Raw genomic sequence first — 16,702 nt, forward strand, 5'->3', positions numbered from 1 at the left:
GGGGAGGGCGCGGCGGGCGCGTAAACGTGTCGGACGGGGGCGGAGAACGGTGGGTAGGGGCGGAGAACGGTGGGTAGGGGCGGAGATAGTGGTAGGTTGCGGCGGAGACCGGTCGGACGGGGCGCGTCACCCCGCCGCTCGCGGGGCGTCGCCGTCGACGCGCCGACCGACCGCGAGCCCGACCGCCGCGCCGGCGAGCACGAGCGCGCCGGCGACGGCGAACGCGAGCCCGTAGCTGTCCGCCGCGAGCCACCCGCCGACGACGCTGCCGATCCCGCCAGCGAACGCGCCGAGCGCGGCGTACACGCCGAGGGCCTCGCCGCGGATCGCCGGCGGCGAGAGCCGCGTGACGACGGTGCCGGCGGTGACGGCGATCACCGCCCACGTGAGCCCGACCGCGGCGAACGCGGCCCCGACGGCGGCGAACCCGAGCGCGCTCGCCCCGAGCGCGGCGCCGACCACGGCGACGACCGGGAGGAGGACCCCGCGAGCGACCAGCCCACCGACCTGGAGGCGCACGACGTTCCGGTCGGCCGAGAGCCGTCCGACGGTCCCGAACGCGACCGCGGCGGCCGCGCTGTTCGTGAGGTACAGCGCGAACGTGCCGCCGGACCCGAATCCGACCTCGGTGAGGAACGCCGGGAGCGGCGCGAAGAAGGCCGCGGAGCCGGAGAGAAACAGCAGCGCGGCCGCGAAGTACGCCGCGAGCGCGGGGGTGAACCGCGCGGCGAACCGCCGGGGATGCAGTCCGCGGAAGTCGGTCCGCGTGAGGGCTCCGGGGAGCGTCGCGCCGCGGACCGCGAATCGGTCCGCCCGGCGGATGGCGCGCCGAACGCGGCTGCCGGAGGGGATCGCCGCGGCGCCGTCCGCCCCGACCGGATCCGCCGGGAGCGCCCGGACGACGACGACGCAGGAGCCGGCGGCGGCGAGCGCGAGCGGGACGAACAGCGTGCGCGTCGCGGTCGCGGGCGGAACGAGTCGCGTGCCGCCGACGGTCCAGACGGTCCCGAGCAGCAGCCCCAGCGCCCAGCCGATCCCCTGGAACCGGTTGAGGTCCGCGATCCGCTCGCTCCACGCGGACTCCGGGACGCCGGCGACCGCGAGCAGCGTCAGCACGGGCGTCGCGGCCGCGAAGGCGAACCAGACGACCGCGTTGGCCGCGATCACCGCGCCCACGCCGTCGGTGAGCGGGATGGCGGCGATCGCGGCGGCGGACGCGGCCAACGCGGCGAGTACGAGGTCTCGTCGGCGGCCGGTCCGGTCCGCGACGCGACCGAACCACAGCGCGCCGGGGACGCCGACGGCGGCGGCGACCGCCGCGAGCACGCCGAGCACGAACGGACCGCCTCCGAGGTCGACGACGTACAGGGGAACGACGAGCGAGGCGCCGCCGAACGCGACCGAGCCGAGTCCCCAGCCGTAGAGCCAGCCGTCGGTCATACGCTGATCCGTGAACGCGAGAAGAAAACCGCACCGGTCGATGCCGTCGGCGGCGTCCGACCGCTCAGTCGTCGTCGGTTCCGGCGGCCGCGCCGGCGGGATCGACGGCCTCGGAGGACGCCGCGGCCGCCGCGGGCGTCGCGTTTAACGAGTAGCCGGTCGCCGCCATCGCGAATAACACGAGGGGCGAGAGGAACGCGAACAGGTAGTACGGCGCGTACTCAAGCGTCGGGACGCCGGTGACGCCCGCCATGTAGACGGCGCCCGCGTGCCACGGGAACAGCGCGCCCGTCGGCGTCCCCGCGGCCTCGACGGCGCGGGAGAGCTGGTCGGTGTCCATGCCGAACTCGTCGTAGGTGTTCCGGAGCGTGACGCTCGGGAGGACGATGCTCATGTACTGCTGCGCGGTGAGCGCGTTGATGACGATCGCGGAGACGCCGGTGCCGGCGACGAGCGACCCCGGACTCTTCACCGCCGAGGTGAACGCGTGGGCGATGACCGCGAGCACGCCCGTGCGCTCCAAGATACCGCCGAGCGCGAGCGCGGCGACGACGACCGTGATCGTCCACGCGGAGCCGACGAGCCCGTCCGTGTCGAGCAGCTCGTTCACCAGGCTGGAGCCTGACTCCGGCGCGGTGCCGTACATGAACGTCTCCCAGGCGGCGACGAAGCCGGACCCCTGCACGAGGAGCGTCGTGAGCACGCCGGCGAACACGCCGGCGACGAGGGTCGGGAGCGCGGCGTACCCGCGCAGCGCCAGTCCGAACGTGACGACGAGCGGGATGAACGCGAGCAGCGTGATCGCGTACGTCTCGCCGAGCGCGCCCTGGATCTCCGCGATCCGGCCCGCCGGGATCTCGCCGCTGGCGCGGAGGCCGAGCGCGAGGAAGCCGAGCACGGCGAGCCCGAAGGCGACGGCGGTGCCGGTCCGCATCCGGCGGATGTGCGCGTACAGGTCGGTGTTCGTGACCCCCGCGGCGAGGTTGGTGGTGTCTGAGAGCGGCGACTGCTTGTCGCCGGCGTAGGCGCCCGAGAGCACCGCCCCGACCGTCATCGGGGCGGGAACGCCGAGCCCCGCGCCGATGCCGACGAAGGCGACGCCGAGGGTCCCCACCGTGGTCCACGAGGAGCCGATGGCGAACGCGACGACCGCGGCGACGACCGCGGCCGCCGGGAGGAACGTCGTCGGCGAGAGGATCTCCAGCCCGTAGTACATCAGGCCCGGGATCGTGCCGGCGCTGACCCACGTCGCGATCAGGCCGTAGATGGTGAAGATGATGAGCAGCGCCTGCAACCCCATCACGAGGCCGTTCGCGATCCCGTCGAACAGCTCCTCCCAGTCGTAGCCGAGCCACAGCCCGAACCCGCCGACGAAGGCGATGCTCCAGAGGAGCGGCGGGTGCGGGTCCAAGCCGAGGACGGCCGAGCCGATACCGAGGAACGCCACGACGGCGAGGACCGGGATCAGCGCCAGCGCCAGACTCGGGCGGCGGTCCGGGTCGAGGTCCTCGTAGGTCGTGGGCGTGAACGATCGTGCCATGTCCCCGTTTATTCCTTTGAAGCATAAATATATCTCGGAATATGCATGAGGAAGATAACGATCGTTCATCCTCTTTGCGGTCGGCGGAAGCAGCGGCGGAGTTCATCGGTGGCGTTCACCGGCGACCCTGGCGCGTCCGACCGTGTGCCGCCGTGTCGCGGGGGTCGCCGAACGGACGGTCTTATACGCGTCGGCGGTCAAGTCGGGGCAACATGATATTTGAGGGCCTCCCGACGACCCCCCGCTCGGAGGAACTCGTCGACAAGGCGTTCTCGCGGGCGGCGCGCGCGGGACGCGCCAAGCGCGGACACGAGGCGCAGGAGTCGATGCTGCGGACCGCCGGCAACGTGCTCTCGGACAACTTAGAGAACGTCGTCGTCTCGTGGCCCGACTTCGGCTTCGACGTCGACCCGTTCTACTACGAGCTCGCCGACGCCATCGTCGACGTCGACCGCCTCCGGCAGGCCCTCTCGCAGGTGATGTGGGCCAGCCGCCAGATCGAGGACCTCCGCGACGAGTACACGACGAAGATCCGCAGCTCGGACGTGGACACCGCGCGGAAACACCGGAAGCAGGCGTTCGCGCGCATGGCCGACGTGATGGACCAGATCGAGGACGACCTGCGGTACATCGGCGACTCGCGGGACCAGCTGAAGGTGCTGCCGGACGTGAAACCCGACGAGCCCGCCATCGTGATCGCGGGCTACCCCAACGTCGGGAAGTCCTCGTTCGTCAACCGGGTCACCCGCGCCTCGAACCAGATCGCGGAGTACCCGTTCACCACGAAGGGCGTCCAGATCGGCCACTTCGAACGCGACCACATCCGGTACCAGATCGTCGACACGCCCGGGCTGCTCGACCGACCGGCCGACGAGCGCAACGACATCGAGCGGCAGGCGGTCAGCGCCCTCGAGCACCTCGCGGACGTGGTCGTGTTCGTGCTCGACCCCTCCGGCGACTGCGGCTACCCCCTCGACGTGCAGCTCGAACTCCGCGAGGAGGTCCGGGCGCTGTTCGGCGAAGACGTGCCGTTCCTCACGGTGGCGAACAAACACGACCGCTTCGACGCGGTGCAGGCGGAGTCGGTGGACGCGACGATGAGCGTCACCGACGACGAGAACGTCGAGCGCGTGCTCGACATGGCCGTCGAGGCGGCCGCGTTCGAGCCCGACCTCCCGACGCGCGACGGCGAGGAGTGAGGGGAAACCAATAGCGACGCGGCGCCGCGGCTCGGCGGTTCGTCCTTTGCTCTCCGAAAAAGTCTCCGAGCGACCGCCGCGTCAGGCCTGCTCGGCGGCGTAGACGACGTTGACGCTGACCCGCACGCTCACGTCGCCGGTCTCGACGCCCGTCGAGGCGCCGGCGTCCGCGCCGTCGCTCTCGGCGGCCATGGCCGCGTCGGACACGCGGTACGGCGTCACCCCCGCGTCGGCGGTGGAGACGCTGTAGGCGCCGGCCAGTTCCAGCCCGCTGGAGTCCGCGAGGGTGGTGGCGTCGTCCTCGGCGTTCGCCATCGCGTTCTCGATGGCGGCCTCGCGGACCTCGCGCTCGCGCTCCTCGCTCAGCCCGAACTCGATCCGCTGGACCTCGTCGGCGCCGGCGCCGACGGCGACGTCGATGACCTCGCCGACCGCGTCCACGTCGTCGAGCCTGATGGCGTAGCGGTGGGTCCCCTGGTACCGGGTTCGGTCGGGGTTCTCGCGCGTCTCGTACGACTCCCGCACGTCGTACCGGTCGGTCCGGATGTCGTCCTCGTCGAGCCCCCAGTCGGTCAGGGCGGCGCGGAGCGCGTCGTCGCTGGCCGCGAGCTCGTCCCGGACCGCCCCGGAGTCGTTTCCGGTGGCGGTCACCGCGACGCGGATCGTCGCGCGGTCCGGCTCGGCCGTGGCCTCGCCGTCCGCGGTCACTTCGACGTTCCGTTCGAGGGTCGATTCGTCTCCCGCGTCGACGCCGGCGTTGCCGGTCGAGCCGACGAGCCCCGAACAGCCCGCGAGCGCGACGAGCAGCGCGACGCCGACGGCGGTCACCAGTTTCCTGTTCATACGCGACCCGTCGTCGGGAACCGTCAAATAAGCCGCCGTAAGGACAAAGAGCCGCTTTCGTTATCGGACGGGCGACGCCGGCGCGGTCACGGCGCGCCGGTCGAGTCGTCGTCGGAGCCGTCGTCCGTCGCGTCGTCGGAGCCGTCGTCCGCCTCGTCGGGGTCGTCGTCCGGGTCGTCGTGATCCGTCACGACCGACTGCTCCGGGGGAAGCCCCTCACCGTCGAGCGCCTCGTCGTCCGGGCCGCCGTGGTCCGGATCCTCCTCGTCCGGGTCCTCGTGGTCGGTTATCACCGCCGGCTCCGCCGGTCCGTCCGCCGTGTCCTCCTCGTCTGTCCCCTCCGCGTCGCCGTCGTCCGAGCCCGTGAACGTCGGAATGGGGCCCGAGTCGTCGGGGCCGGAGAGCTCGGCGCCCCGGGACGCGTCGGGATCGCGCTCGACGCCGCCGTCCGGCGGTCCGGACACCCGCCGTCCCGAGCCGAACAGCCGCTCGCGGATCGAGCGCGTACTGGGACGCTCGGCGAGCAGCAGCGAGCAGTCCACCTCGTTGACCACGTCGAGGTGGAGAGAGCCCGAGACGAGCCGCGAGAGCAGTCCCTTCTCCGTCGCGCCGATGATGACGAGGGAGTTGTCCGCGGCCTCCCGGGCGATCGCCCCCTCGACGTCGCCGGTGTCGTCGACGATCAGCTCGGCATCCGAGAGCCCGTGCTCCGCGGCCCACCCGGCGAGGAACCCCTCGCCGTCGGCCCGGTCCTCGGGGCCGTCGACGACGTGGAGCAGGGTCACCTCGGCGCCCGCGGTCCGGGAGAGGACGCTCGCGACCTCCGCGCCCAGCGTCGAGTCCGGACCGCCGGAGGTCGGCAGCAGGACCCGCGAGGTGTCGAGGTCGCTCTCGCTCAGGATGAGGAAGTCGCAGGGGAGCTGGTTCGTCAGCTCGTCGATGGGGCGCTCCGCGCGGGCCGCGCCCCAGAGCTGGTCTTCGCCCCACCCCATCAACACGGCGTCGGGGCGGGTCCGCCGGGCCATGTTGAACACCTCCTCGAAGGACCGGTGCGAGACGACCGTGGAGGTGGAGACGTCGATGTCGTACTCCTCGGCGGTCTCGCGGAGCCCGGCCATCCCCTCCTCGGAGACGTCGGCGATCCGGCCCGCGCCGGCCGACAGCGACATCCGCTCGGGCGCCTGCACGACGTGGACGATGTGGACGAGGCCGTCCTCGTGGTCGCTGGCGATCCGGCTCGCGAGCTCGACGATGGGGCCGTCGGTCCGCGGGTTCGTGATCGGGACCATGATCCGGTGGCCCTCGTTGGCGAACAGCGTCGCCTCCGTGGCGTCCAAGATCGGGACGTACGAGCGCCCCGCGGCGCGGCCGAGCACCCACTCGGGCACCGTGAGCCGGCGGGTCATCCCCTCGAAGCGCGCCTCCTCCAAGCGCTCCTCGCTGGTCTGGAAGTAGTTGACGAGGGTGACCAACACGACACCGCCGATGGTGTTGCCGAGCAGCACGGGGATCACGAAGCCGACGATCCCGGAGTAGAGGCTGATCTCCGCGCCGTACAGCGGAATGCTGTACTCGAAGAAGAGGTAGAGGACCTCGGTGAAGGAGACGACGACGTGAAACAGGTCGCCGAGCGGGATCGCGAGGAACGCGAGGTAGACGACGAGCATCCGGCTCACCGAGTCGGTGGAGGCGAAGCCGACCCAGACGACGCCGGCGACGATCAGCCCCGCCATCGCGGCCTTGAAGAACAGCGGGACGGCGCCGACGCCGAACCCGCCCTCGGAGATGTACCGCGCCGCGTCGACCGTGTCGCCGGTGAAGACATCGCCGTACGACAGCACGAGCGCCCCGATCCCGCCGCCGACGAAGTTGCCCGCGAGCACGATTGACCAGTGGCGGAGGAGCGTGGGGAGGCTCGCGAGCCGCTCTAAGGTCAGCGCCACCGGCGGCAGCGTGTTCTCGGTGTACAGCTGATAGCCGCCGATGATGATGTAGATGAACCCGAGCGGGTACAGCATGACGCTTAAGATCGGGTGGGAGTCGGTCGCGGCCGTCAGGGAGGCGTACAGCATGAAGGTGATCGTGATCGCCAGCCCCGCCGCGAGCCCGCTGAAGAAGAGCTCGCGGCTCCCGGAGGTCACCTCCTCGTCCGCGGCCGCGATGATCCGCTGGAACACCTCGTCGGACGAGAAGCGGTCCCGGACGGCCTCGCCGACTGCCGGGGCGCCGCTCTGGGAGCGCTCGACGACCTCGCGTATCGAATCGTCGTCGGGTCGCTGTGAGTCGGTCACTGCCGGATCACTCTCGGCGCGGTAAAAAGTAGTTCCTCTTTCGGCATGTGGCACAAAAGATCCGACACGGACTGTGTTTCCTGATGAACTGAATGGGCGTTTAACTATTCGATCCAGATCGGGCGGTTCGTCAGATCGGGGAGCGGCGGTTCGTCTCTCGGAGCCGGTCGCCGCCGACGCCGCGTCAGGCCCGGTCGATCGTCACGAGGCGGACCTCGACGCGCACGTCGGCGCCGATCGTCGCCTCGATCCGGCGGTCGAGCGCGTCGGCTACCCCCTCCACGCCGCCGCCGGGCGGTGCCCCCACGGTGACGATCACGCGCTCGGTGTCGAGCGGCGGGACCGTCCCGCCGCGCTCGACCTCCAGCTCCAGCAGTTCGAGCCCGGGGTCGAGCGCGGCGAGCTCGTCGCCCGCGGCGGACCGGATGTCGGCCTCGGTGGTCGAGGCGACGTACGACTCGTAGGTGACGCCGCCGAGGAACACCGAGAGCACCGCGATCGCGGCCGCAAGCACGGCCGCCCGCTTGAGAAACGCCGCGCGCGCGTCGTCCTCGCGGAACCAGCTCTGCGGCCGGTACCCCTCGTACCAGAGCACGACCAGCGCGGAGAGGTTGATCGAGAGGACGTTCACCGCGACGATCACGCCCGCGCCGATCACGAGCCGCGGGATCCGGAAGGCGATCCCGATCCCGACGGCGGCCGCGGGAGGGATGAGCGCCACCGCGATCATCACGCCGACCAGCGTCGCCGAGACGCCCGCCATCAGCGAGACGATCCCGGCAACTCCGGCGCCGATCGCCACGACGAGCACCAGGACGTTCGGCGCGAGCCGCTCCGAGACCTCCGCGAGCTCCAGCGGATCGAGCCCCGGGGGGACGAGCGCGAACCACCGCAGCGCGAGCGCGAACAGCGTCGCGGCCGCGACCGCGACCGCGACGCCGAGGACCTGCATCCGGACGCCGCGCCGGAACATCTCCTCGTCGTCGACGACCGTGCCGATCGCGGCCGACATCGCCGGGCCGATCAGGGGGGCGATCACCATCGAGCCGACCACCGTCGCCGGCGAGTCGAGCAGGAGCCCGGCGGTGGCGATCACGGCGGAGATGACCGTCATCAGCACGTACGTCCGGAGCCCGGAGGCGAGGTCGTCCGCCTTCGTCTGCAGCTCTTCCCGCGAGATCCGGTCGCCACCGCGTTCGGCGTCCTCGGCGTACCGGTCTTCGAGCGCCTCGAACCGGCGGGAGATGACCGTCTCGGCCGCGACGATGACCGTGTAGGTGCTCTCGTCGATCCCCGCCTCCCGGAGCCGTTCGAGCACGGGTTCGACGGCGGCGGTCGGGAGCGGGAACGTCGCGACCGCGGTGTACTCGCGGCCGCTCGTCTCGTCGGTGACGACGTAGTCGACGCCCTCGTCGTCGAGCGCGCGGACCACGGCCGCGCGCTTCCCCGCGGGGATCATGACCTGAACGAGTCGCACGGTGGGTCGTCTCGCCGGCGCGACTTATAAGGGACGGTGGCCGAGAACGGAAACCGCGGACGGCGGTCGGCGGGGGGATCCTGAGCCCGGTTCGGTCGACCCGGCGGCTGACCGCACCGCGGATCCGGAGGCCGAATCCGCGCCCGCCCCGCACGAAACGGAACTTTAATGCGCGAATCCCTCGCACGTTCAGGCAAGAATGCTCTCGCCGCTGTTCATCGACACGTTCCTGCTCGATTACCACCTCGGGCACGTCATACTGCTCGGGTTCGTCGTCTCCCTTCTGGCGGCCGCGCCCCTGAAGTCCCAGAAGGTGATCGCGTCCGTCTTCGCCGGCTTCGGGACGATCTTCCTTGTCGCCCCGTACACGACGATGCCGCAGGTGTACATCCTCGCGGGCATTCCGATGATCCTGATCGGCGCGCTGCTGTGGACGATGGCCGGGAGCTAATTCCGGCCGCCACCGAACCGCGCCCCCGAATCGCCGACTGCCGCCGTCACCGTTCCACCCTCGTTCTCCGAACCGTTCCGATCTCGTCGGGAGCGCCGCTTCCCGCCTCGCCGCGCCGCCTTCTCCCCCGCCGCGCCGTTGCTCGATCCCGCCTCTTTTTGCACCCCGAGCGACACTCCCCGCCATGGTCACGGTACGGGCACCCGCCACGAGCGCGAACCTCGGCAGCGGGTTCGACGTGTTCGGCGCGGCCCTCACGCGTCCGGCGGACGTCGTCACCGTCGAGAAGGCGGCAGAGACGACGATCGAGGTCACCGGGGTCGGGGCCCAGTACATCCCCGAGGACCCCGAGAAGAACACGGTCGGCGCCGTCGTCGAGGCGCTCGACGCGCCCGCGCGGATCCACATCGACAAGGGCGTCCGCCCGGCGTCCGGCCTCGGCTCCTCGGCGGCCAGCGCCGCCGGCGCCGCCGTCGCGCTCAACCGGCTGTACGACCGCGGGCTCTCCCGCTCGGAGCTGGTCCCGATCGCCGCCGAGGGCGAGGCGGTCGTCTCCGGCGTCGCCCACTCCGACAACGTCGCCCCCTCGATCCTCGGCGGGTTCACGGTGACGACGAGCGAGGGGACCCACGCGGTCGACGCCTCGATCCCCCTGGTGGTCTGTCTCCCCGACGTGGCGGTCTCCACCCGCGACGCGCGCCGGGTCGTCCCCGAGACCGCCTCGATGGAGGAGCTGGTCGAGACGGTCGGCAACGCCGCCACCCTCGCGGTCGGGATGTGCCGCTCCGATCCCGACCTCGTGGGCGCCGGCATGAGCGACCCCGTCGTCACCCCCGAACGCGCGCGGCTGATCACGGGGTACGACGACGTGCGCGCGGCGGCCTTCGACGCCGGCGCGGCCGGGGTCACCGTCAGCGGCGCCGGCCCCGCGATCCTCGCCGTCTGCCGCGACGAGCGCCGGCGGGGGGTCGCCGCCGCGATGCTCGACGCCTTCTCCGACGCCGGCATCGACGCCCGCGCCTACCAGACGCGGATCGGACGGGGGTCGACGGTGTTAGAGGAGTGAAACGGGACGAACGGGGAATTCGGGTCGGTGACGGCGTTTATAAATAGGCGATCGATTCGCGGTGACGATTTTCAAAGCCCGGGCACTCGCTTATAAATAGTAACCAGCAGATCGCCAGCGAACACTGTCAAAGCCCCAGCCGCTCACTTATAAGGAGTTGCCAACAGATCGCCAGCGAACACTGTCAAAGCCCCAGCCGCGAGGGCGGCGTACGCTCGCTGCGCTCCTCGTCACTCGCGTTGCTCGTTCCTGCGGTGCTAGCGTCACCTAAGCCGCCCTCGCGGCTGCCCCTTTGAGTCCCACCCAACCGCAGACCGCCGGAAGACGGTCCTGCTCGCTCACTGCTCGCGGCTTCGCCGCTCGCCAGTCGAGGTGCCCGCTTCGCTCGCACCTCGCACCGTTCGCTGCGCGGGCTGCGACTTCCGTGCTCCCGCTCGCTCCCGTCGGTCGCTCGCGGGACCGCAGCCTCACGCCTCCCCAGCTTCGTCGGTGGTCCTCCGCGTTGCTCCGGACCACCGACTCCCTCACGCGTGCTTCTCGGCCGCGGGGCGGCCTCGAAGGCACGCGCCACCGCAGTTCATTTATAAACAAATTCGACGGTATTCCTTCTTCCGACGGGGCTCCGCCCCCACCTACGACACGCGGGCAATCACGGCGAACGTCTCGGTGCGCTCGGAGGCGGAGATCACCTCGAACCCGGCCGCTTCCAGCGCCGCGACCGCGTCGCTCGCGTCGAAGCGCTCGTCGGCCGGCGGACCGTGTTCGCCGTCGCCCGCGGCCGACCAGTCGAAGAGCGCGAGCCGGCCATCGGTACGGATCGCGCGGGCCAGCTCCGCGAGGGCGTCGTCGCTCGCGAACTCGTGGTACGTCATCGTCGAGAAGGCGGCGTCGAGCTCGCCGTCCTCGAAGGGAAGCGACGCCACGTCGCTCTCGACGAGTTCGACGTTCTCGGGAACGCCCTTCTCGCGGTAGAACGCGTGCATCTCGGCCTGCACGTCGACGCCGTAGACGGCCTCGACGTGAGGCGCGACCGCGTCGGTGTAGAAGCCGGTGCCGCTCCCGAGGTCGGCGACGGTCGCCGCCGCGCGGTCGGCGCCGGCGGCCGTCAGCGATCCGACGACCTCCTCGGCGGAGACCCAGCGGTACCGGACCGCGGGGCGCTCCAGTCGGTCGGCCTGCTCGGCGTCGAACGTGTGAAATCCCATACGCGGTCTTGTGCGTGAACCACTAAAACGCGTCCGGTCGCGGGCTCACCACTCGGCGGCGAGCGCGTCGACCAAGCGGTCGATCTCGGCCTCGGTGGAGACGGCGTGGACCGACGCCCGGACCGCGTCCGGGTGCGGCAGCGAGCGGACCACGATCCCCTCGTCGGCGAGTCGCTCGACCGTCGCCTCGGGGTCGTCGACCTCAACCGTGACGAGCCCGGTCTCGTACTCGCGCGGGCTCAGCAGCCGGTCGTCGGGAACGCCGTCCTTGAGCCGGTCGGTGAGCGACGCGATCCGGTCTTCGATCGTCGAGATCCCGACCGCGTCGATCGCGTCGAGGGCCGCGACCAGCCCGGCGTGGGCCGCCGGGGTCGTCGTCCCGACCTCGAAGCGCTTCGCGCCCTGCTTAAACGCGATCTCGTCGGCGTCGGGGTCCTCGACGCTCCGGTAGCCGACCGCGCGCGGCGCCAGCTCGGCCGCGGCCTCGCGGTCGACGTAGAGGAAGCCGGACCCCCACGGGCCGAGCAGCCACTTGTGGCCCGCCGCCGCCACCGCGTCGGCGCCCCATTCCGAGACGTCCATCGCGACCTGGCCGGGGGACTGGACCGCGTCGACGAGCGTGAACGCGCCCGCCTCGTCAGCGATCTCGACGAGGTCCGCGACCGGGAGCCGCGTCCCGTGGGTCCACGTGATCGCGCTGAAGCAGACGAGCCGCGCGTCCGTCACGGCCTCGGCGTACGCCTCGCGGTCGATCCGCCCGCTCTCCGTCTCGACGACCCGCACCTCGACGCCCTCGCGTTCGAGCCGCTGCCACGGGAGGACGCCGGCGGGGTGTTCCAGGTCCGTCCGGACGACGACGTCGCCGGGCTCCCAGTCGATCGCGCCCGCGATCCGGGTGATCCCGTCGGTCGTGCTCTCGGTCAGGGCGACCTCGTCGGGCTCGGCGCCGACGAAGTCGGCGACGCGCTCGCGCACCGTCTCGTACGTTCCGAAGGCGCGCTCGTACGGGTCGGTCGTCCCGGATCCGAACTCGTGGTCCGCGACGTAGTCGGACGCGGCCTCGACGACGCGCTCGGGGCTCGGCCCGTGCGCGCCGAAGTTGAAGTACGCGGCCTCGCCGAGCGCCGGCACGTCCGCGCGCAGCTCGCGGAGCTCCCGCGAGGTCATCCCGGTATCGGCCTCGAAATCGGCCATTCAGGCGGTGTGCTCCGCGATCGAGTCGGCGAGCGCGTCCTCCGTCTGCGCGCCGACCATCCGCTCCGCGAGCTCGCCGCCGGCAAACACGAGCAGCGTCGGGATGCTCTGGACGCCGTACTCGCCGGCCAGCCCCTGGTGTTCGTCGACGTCGATCTTCAGGACGGTCGCATCGGTGTCGCTCGCGACCGCCTCGACGGCCGGCTCCATCATCTGGCACGGGCCGCACCAGTCCGCGTAGAAGTCGACGAGGACCACGCCCTCGGCGACGTAGTCGTCGAACGCGTCGGGGTCGGTCAGCTGAATCGGTTCCGCGGGGGCAGCGTCAGGTGAACTCATCGCTTCGTAGTACGCGCCCCACGCGGATAATGGTTTTGAACGAGTAACACAATACCGCCCGGCCGGTCGGAGGGGCGAGGCGCGTTCGAGAGAGGGCGACGCGCGTCCGAGGGTTCAAATTCGGGGGCGACGAACCGGGGCGCATGTACGCGGTCGTCGGCTGCAACGAGTGCGCGGCGATGTGGCTCCTCGCGGACCCGCGGACGAGCGACAGCGCGCAGTGCCCCCGCTGCGGGAAGACGCACCGGACGGCGAAGCTCAAGCGGTTCTTCGAGTCGGACGACCGCGAGGCGGCCCGCGAGGCCCGGGCCGCGCTGCTCGCGAAGAAGCGCGACGAGAGCGCGGCGTTCGCCAAGATCGACCACGTCTCGGAGCTCGAACGCGCCGTCGACGAGGCGGGGATCGACGACCGCGAGTACCTGGAAGCGTCCGGGATCGACGCCGACGCCGTCGACGAGGCGGGCGCCCGCGCTGAGGGCGGCGGGTCGGGCTCGCGGAGCCGGACCGAAGTCGTCCGTGACGCGGTCGAGGCGGTCGACGACCCCACCGAGGAGCGCGTCGTGGCGCACGCGAGCGAACGCGGGGTCCCCGCCGAGACGGCCCGAGAGATCCTGACGCGGCTCGCCCGCCGCGGGGAGCTCTCCGAGTCGGGCGGGCGCTACCGGGCCCTCTGAGGGCGTCGGTCCGCGATCGAAGCCCGGTTTCCTGACGACGACGCCCGATTCCCTGACAAAGCACTTATACTATCGTTCAGACGTGTCGCGTATGGACACGCGAACTGCCCTCCTGGCGGCCGCCGCCGCGCTCCTGCTCGCGGGCGCGATCGGCGCCGTCGCCGCGCCGGACGCGATCGTCGACCCGCGCGAGGCCGACGAGCGCCCCGGCGACGTACGCATCGTGGACACGGTCGTCTCGCCGGGCGAAGTGCGCGGCGAGACCGCGGAGCTCCGGCTCGGAGTCGACCTCCGACACCGGGGTTCGGCCGTCGAGAACGTCACGGTCCGCCACCGCGCTATCGGCGCCGACTCGGGGCTGCTCGTCGACGAGACGACGGTCGACGTCGGCGACGTCGACGGCGGCGGCGAGCGCACCGTGAACGGCTCCGTCGACGTGGACCGCGAAGGCGGCTACCGGATCGAGACCGTCGTCTTCGCCGACGGCGAACGGCGGGCGAGCCAGACGACGCGCGTCGGCGGCGTCGCGGCGCTCACGCCCGACTACGCCGACTCGCGGGTCGGCTTCACCGAGGGGAACGTCTGGCCGACCGTGGCGGTCAGCGTGCGCGAGGCCGACAACGAGACGGCGACGCTGTCGGTGTCTATCTCGGTGACGAACCGCGGGGACGCCGCCTCGGAGCCGCTCGACCTCCGAGTGCTCTTCCGGCAGTCGGAGTCGAACGTGATCGCCGACGAGGCGAGCGAGACGGTCGGCGAGGTCCGGCCCGGCCGGACCGACACCGTGACGACGACCGTCGAGGTGCCGGCGAACTACAACTACTACGTCGACGCCGCGCTGTGGAGCGACGACGTGCTCATCGACGAGACGCAGGGCGTCGCCAACCTGAACCCGCGAGAGACGATCAGCGCGGACGAGACGGTCGAGGAGGTCGAGTTCGCCGTCGAGGACTTCACGGGGGGCACGGGGGGCGACGACGCGGCGGACGAAGCCGGCGCTCCCGACCGCGGAGAGGACGGCGCCGGGGACTCGACCCCCGGTTTCGGCCCCCTCGTCGCGCTCGTCGCGCTCGTCGCCGCGGCCCTCGTCGCACGGAGGCGACCATGACCGACGACCGAGACCGCGTCGACTCGGACGGCGATCCCGACGACACCACCGACACACCACCCGGACCCATGACCGACACCACCACCGACGAGACCGCCACCGCCGACCGCGAACCGCGCACGACCGACGCCGGAAGCGACGCGACCGGAGACGCCGACGGAGGCGGCTGGTTCGATCCGATCTCGGCCGGCGACCTCCGCGGGCTCATCGACCGGATCGGGCTCGCCGCGCTGATACTGCTCGCGCTGATCGCGGGGTGGAGCTTCTACAGCCAGGCCGGCCGGGCGATCCGGACGTGGCTCGACCCGGCCTACCAGCCGATCGCCCTCGCGGCGTTCAACCTCGCGGTGCTGCTCGTCGCGCTCGCGGGCGTCGCTCACCAGCTGTACCGGATCCGTCGGAGCGAGGGAGGAGGCGGGAAGGCGGCGGAGTGAGTAGCGGTCGACTCCCCCGAAGCCGCCTACTCTTCGGGGAGGTCGTCGGTGTTCGTCGGAACCCGCTCGACCTGCCCCGCGAGCGTCGCCGCGTCGCCCGCGACGGTGGAGGCGTCGACGCCCGCCTCGTTCGCGACCAGCCGAACGTGCGCGGCCAGCAGGGCGAGCGCGCGAAGCCCCTCGTTCTCCGCGTCGCCGTCTCCCCGCTGAGCGAACGTGGTGTCGACCTCGCCGTCGCGGACGACGCCGACGTGGACCGCCTCGATCCCCTCGCCGTCGAGGAGGTCTCGGGCGCGGTCGACCTCGGCGGCGAACGGGCCGGCGTCCGGGCCCTCGTCCGAGCCGTCCGCGTCGTCGGCCGTCGCTCCGTCTGCGGGGACATCGTCGTCGCTCATGGAACGGGGTACGCGAAGCGGGGAGAAAAGCGCGGCGCCCGGCGGAGCGCGCGGGGGCCGCGGTTGCCGCGGTTCGGGCGCGCGCGTCCGTTCGCCGGCTACTCGTCCGGACGAGGCCGGGCGATGAACAGCGACTCTTCGAGGGTGAACGGGTCGTACGTCGACTGGTGGCAGACGCAGTAGGTCCCGTTGGCGGCGTCGTACCGGGCGGACTCCTCTAACACCTTGTAGTCGGGGATACAACAGAAGTGCGTACAGACGTTGAGGTACGCGATGAACCCCTGGTCCGTCGAGGCGGAGACCCACTCGTCGTTCTCCGCGGCCTCCTCGATCCGCGGCGAGCGGATGACGATAGCGTTGAGGTCGGTGTCGGCGTCCTCGGAGCGCCACGTGACGGACGCCGGCTTCCCGACGCCGTCGTCGCCGACCCCGTTGCCCCACTCGGCGTAGTCGTCGAAGTCGTCGACGTGGATCTGGTCGCCCGCGTCGTAGGTCTCGTCCTGCCAGTCGTACTTCCCGGGGGCCGCCCGGAACAGGTTGTCCGACTCGAAGTTCGGATCGATGTTCTCCTGCGACTCGACGCCGCAGTACTGGAACCACTCGCCGGAGTAGGTCCGGCCGCCGAGCTGCTCCTGTGCGACCTCGATCTCTCGGCCCTCCTGCGTGACGGTCTGGACCTCGGGCCAGATCCCGCGGATGTACCCGTCGTCGGTGACCTCAACCGGGATCTGCGGGAGGCCGCGCGGCGCCGGGCCGCCGGTGTGAGCGATCGACATCGCGACGGTCGACCCGCCGCCGACGCCGCCGGAGGTCGTCAGGGTGTTCACCGTTGCCGACCCCATCGCGCCGACCCCCGCCAGGGCCGCGCCCCCGACGACGCCCTTGACGAAGCGACGCCGGCCGGACTCGGCCGGATACTTGTCGGACTGACTCATACTCGCTGTTCGGGTTGGGCCGGTAAAAAGGGTGACGAACCCTCCACCCGACGAGCGCGACGACCGGGTTCGGGCGCCGGCCGTCCGGGTCGCGACCCCGTCCGAACCGAT

At 71.5% G+C, this 16,702-nt stretch carries 16 protein-coding genes; 6 read left to right on the top strand and 10 right to left on the bottom strand.

Annotation, left to right across the window (positions count from 1 at the left end; translation table 11 throughout):
• Positions 1–126: 126 nt before the first annotated feature.
• Complete coding sequence (locus CK500_RS12710) at positions 127–1,542, bottom strand: MFS transporter (RefSeq protein WP_095637590.1); 1,416 nt, start codon at positions 1,540–1,542, stop codon at positions 127–129.
• The gene (gene arcD / locus CK500_RS12715) at positions 1,505–2,980 is read right to left on the bottom strand and encodes an arginine/ornithine antiporter ArcD (protein ID WP_095637591.1); all 1,476 of its coding nucleotides are present in this window, start codon (positions 2,978–2,980) and stop codon (positions 1,505–1,507) included. Before arcD ends, CK500_RS12710 begins: the two co-directional genes overlap by 38 nt.
• A 212-nt stretch (positions 2,981–3,192) precedes the next feature.
• Here arcD and CK500_RS12720 point away from each other — a divergent pair, with 212 nt between their 5' ends.
• Positions 3,193–4,179: an NOG1 family protein gene (locus tag CK500_RS12720; protein ID WP_095637592.1), complete on the top strand. Its 987-nt coding sequence runs from the start codon at positions 3,193–3,195 to the stop codon at positions 4,177–4,179.
• 81 nt (positions 4,180–4,260) lie between these two features.
• Here the strand turns inward: CK500_RS12720 and CK500_RS12725 are convergent, their stop codons facing one another.
• From CK500_RS12725 to CK500_RS12735, 3 genes are all read right to left on the bottom strand, one after another.
• Positions 4,261–5,022 carry an SIMPL domain-containing protein gene (locus CK500_RS12725; protein WP_095637593.1) on the bottom strand — a complete coding sequence of 254 codons (762 nt, stop codon included), beginning with the start codon at positions 5,020–5,022 and terminating at the stop codon, positions 4,261–4,263.
• 86 nt (positions 5,023–5,108) lie between these two features.
• Complete coding sequence (locus CK500_RS12730) at positions 5,109–7,313, bottom strand: formate/nitrite transporter family protein (RefSeq protein WP_095637594.1); 2,205 nt, start codon at positions 7,311–7,313, stop codon at positions 5,109–5,111.
• A 184-nt stretch (positions 7,314–7,497) separates the two neighbouring features.
• Positions 7,498–8,772, bottom strand: a complete 1,275-nt coding sequence (locus CK500_RS12735) for a TIGR00341 family protein (RefSeq protein WP_095637671.1) — start codon at positions 8,770–8,772, stop codon at positions 7,498–7,500.
• A 217-nt stretch (positions 8,773–8,989) separates the two neighbouring features.
• On the opposite strand from CK500_RS12735, the gene CK500_RS12740 reads away from it, so the two are divergent.
• On the top strand, positions 8,990–9,241 hold the full coding sequence (locus CK500_RS12740; RefSeq protein ID WP_095637595.1) for a hypothetical protein: 252 nt from the start codon (positions 8,990–8,992) through the stop codon (positions 9,239–9,241).
• A 184-nt stretch (positions 9,242–9,425) separates the two neighbouring features.
• The gene (locus CK500_RS12745) at positions 9,426–10,307 is read left to right on the top strand and encodes a homoserine kinase (RefSeq protein WP_095637596.1); all 882 of its coding nucleotides are present in this window, start codon (positions 9,426–9,428) and stop codon (positions 10,305–10,307) included.
• 632 nt (positions 10,308–10,939) lie between these two features.
• Here the strand turns inward: CK500_RS12745 and CK500_RS12750 are convergent.
• From CK500_RS12750 to trxA, 3 genes are read right to left on the bottom strand one after another with little or no spacing between them, the layout of a single operon-like run.
• Positions 10,940–11,512, bottom strand: coding sequence for a class I SAM-dependent methyltransferase (locus CK500_RS12750; RefSeq protein ID WP_095637597.1), 573 nt, complete (start codon positions 11,510–11,512; stop codon positions 10,940–10,942).
• A 45-nt stretch (positions 11,513–11,557) separates the two neighbouring features.
• Complete coding sequence (locus tag CK500_RS12755) at positions 11,558–12,706, bottom strand: aminotransferase class V-fold PLP-dependent enzyme (protein WP_233139172.1); 1,149 nt, start codon at positions 12,704–12,706, stop codon at positions 11,558–11,560.
• Positions 12,707–13,045: a thioredoxin gene (trxA, locus tag CK500_RS12760; protein ID WP_095637598.1), complete on the bottom strand. Its 339-nt coding sequence runs from the start codon at positions 13,043–13,045 to the stop codon at positions 12,707–12,709. It lies immediately after the preceding gene.
• 143 nt (positions 13,046–13,188) lie between these two features.
• Between trxA and CK500_RS12765 the strand changes: the two genes are divergently transcribed.
• From CK500_RS12765 to CK500_RS12775, 3 genes are all read left to right on the top strand, one after another.
• Complete coding sequence (locus tag CK500_RS12765) at positions 13,189–13,719, top strand: DUF5817 domain-containing protein (protein WP_095637599.1); 531 nt, start codon at positions 13,189–13,191, stop codon at positions 13,717–13,719.
• 91 nt (positions 13,720–13,810) lie between these two features.
• Entirely contained in the window at positions 13,811–14,827 is a 1,017-nt protein-coding gene (locus CK500_RS12770) for a DUF7490 domain-containing protein (RefSeq protein ID WP_095637600.1), read from the top strand.
• Positions 14,824–15,261 (top strand): hypothetical protein, encoded by a 438-nt coding sequence (locus CK500_RS12775; protein WP_095637601.1) that lies wholly within the window; start codon positions 14,824–14,826, stop codon positions 15,259–15,261. The genes CK500_RS12770 and CK500_RS12775 overlap by 4 nt, the downstream gene beginning before the upstream one ends.
• A 26-nt stretch (positions 15,262–15,287) precedes the next feature.
• Here the strand turns inward: CK500_RS12775 and CK500_RS12780 are convergent, their stop codons facing one another.
• Both CK500_RS12780 and CK500_RS12785 read right to left on the bottom strand, forming a co-directional pair.
• Positions 15,288–15,656, bottom strand: a complete 369-nt coding sequence (locus CK500_RS12780; RefSeq protein WP_095637602.1) for a hypothetical protein — start codon at positions 15,654–15,656, stop codon at positions 15,288–15,290.
• Positions 15,657–15,754: 98 nt separating this feature from the next.
• Complete coding sequence (locus CK500_RS12785; RefSeq protein ID WP_095637603.1) at positions 15,755–16,591, bottom strand: cytochrome B; 837 nt, start codon at positions 16,589–16,591, stop codon at positions 15,755–15,757.
• Positions 16,592–16,702: the final 111 nt, after the last annotated feature.

Origin of the sequence: Halorubrum salipaludis (assembly GCF_002286985.1) — an archaeon.
GTDB classification, from domain to species: Archaea; Halobacteriota; Halobacteria; order Halobacteriales; family Haloferacaceae; genus Halorubrum; species Halorubrum salipaludis.

What these genes read in the sequence shown, in the direction of transcription:
- arcD (WP_095637591.1), bottom strand. Translation starts at nt 2,980, where the DNA reads ATGGCACGATCGTTCACGCCCACGACCTACGAGGACCTCGACCCGGAC.
- CK500_RS12725 (WP_095637593.1), bottom strand. Translation starts at nt 5,022, where the DNA reads ATGAACAGGAAACTGGTGACCGCCGTCGGCGTCGCGCTGCTCGTCGCG.
- CK500_RS12765 (WP_095637599.1), top strand. Translation starts at nt 13,189, where the DNA reads ATGTACGCGGTCGTCGGCTGCAACGAGTGCGCGGCGATGTGGCTCCTC.
- CK500_RS12745 (WP_095637596.1), top strand. Translation starts at nt 9,426, where the DNA reads ATGGTCACGGTACGGGCACCCGCCACGAGCGCGAACCTCGGCAGCGGG.
- CK500_RS12740 (WP_095637595.1), top strand. Translation starts at nt 8,990, where the DNA reads ATGCTCTCGCCGCTGTTCATCGACACGTTCCTGCTCGATTACCACCTC.
- trxA (WP_095637598.1), bottom strand. Translation starts at nt 13,045, where the DNA reads ATGAGTTCACCTGACGCTGCCCCCGCGGAACCGATTCAGCTGACCGAC.
- CK500_RS12750 (WP_095637597.1), bottom strand. Translation starts at nt 11,512, where the DNA reads ATGGGATTTCACACGTTCGACGCCGAGCAGGCCGACCGACTGGAGCGC.
- CK500_RS12770 (WP_095637600.1), top strand. Translation starts at nt 13,811, where the DNA reads ATGGACACGCGAACTGCCCTCCTGGCGGCCGCCGCCGCGCTCCTGCTC.
- CK500_RS12785 (WP_095637603.1), bottom strand. Translation starts at nt 16,591, where the DNA reads ATGAGTCAGTCCGACAAGTATCCGGCCGAGTCCGGCCGGCGTCGCTTC.
- CK500_RS12775 (WP_095637601.1), top strand. Translation starts at nt 14,824, where the DNA reads ATGACCGACGACCGAGACCGCGTCGACTCGGACGGCGATCCCGACGAC.
- CK500_RS12720 (WP_095637592.1), top strand. Translation starts at nt 3,193, where the DNA reads ATGATATTTGAGGGCCTCCCGACGACCCCCCGCTCGGAGGAACTCGTC.
- CK500_RS12735 (WP_095637671.1), bottom strand. Translation starts at nt 8,772, where the DNA reads ATGATCCCCGCGGGGAAGCGCGCGGCCGTGGTCCGCGCGCTCGACGAC.
- CK500_RS12780 (WP_095637602.1), bottom strand. Translation starts at nt 15,656, where the DNA reads ATGAGCGACGACGATGTCCCCGCAGACGGAGCGACGGCCGACGACGCG.
- CK500_RS12755 (WP_233139172.1), bottom strand. Translation starts at nt 12,706, where the DNA reads ATGGCCGATTTCGAGGCCGATACCGGGATGACCTCGCGGGAGCTCCGC.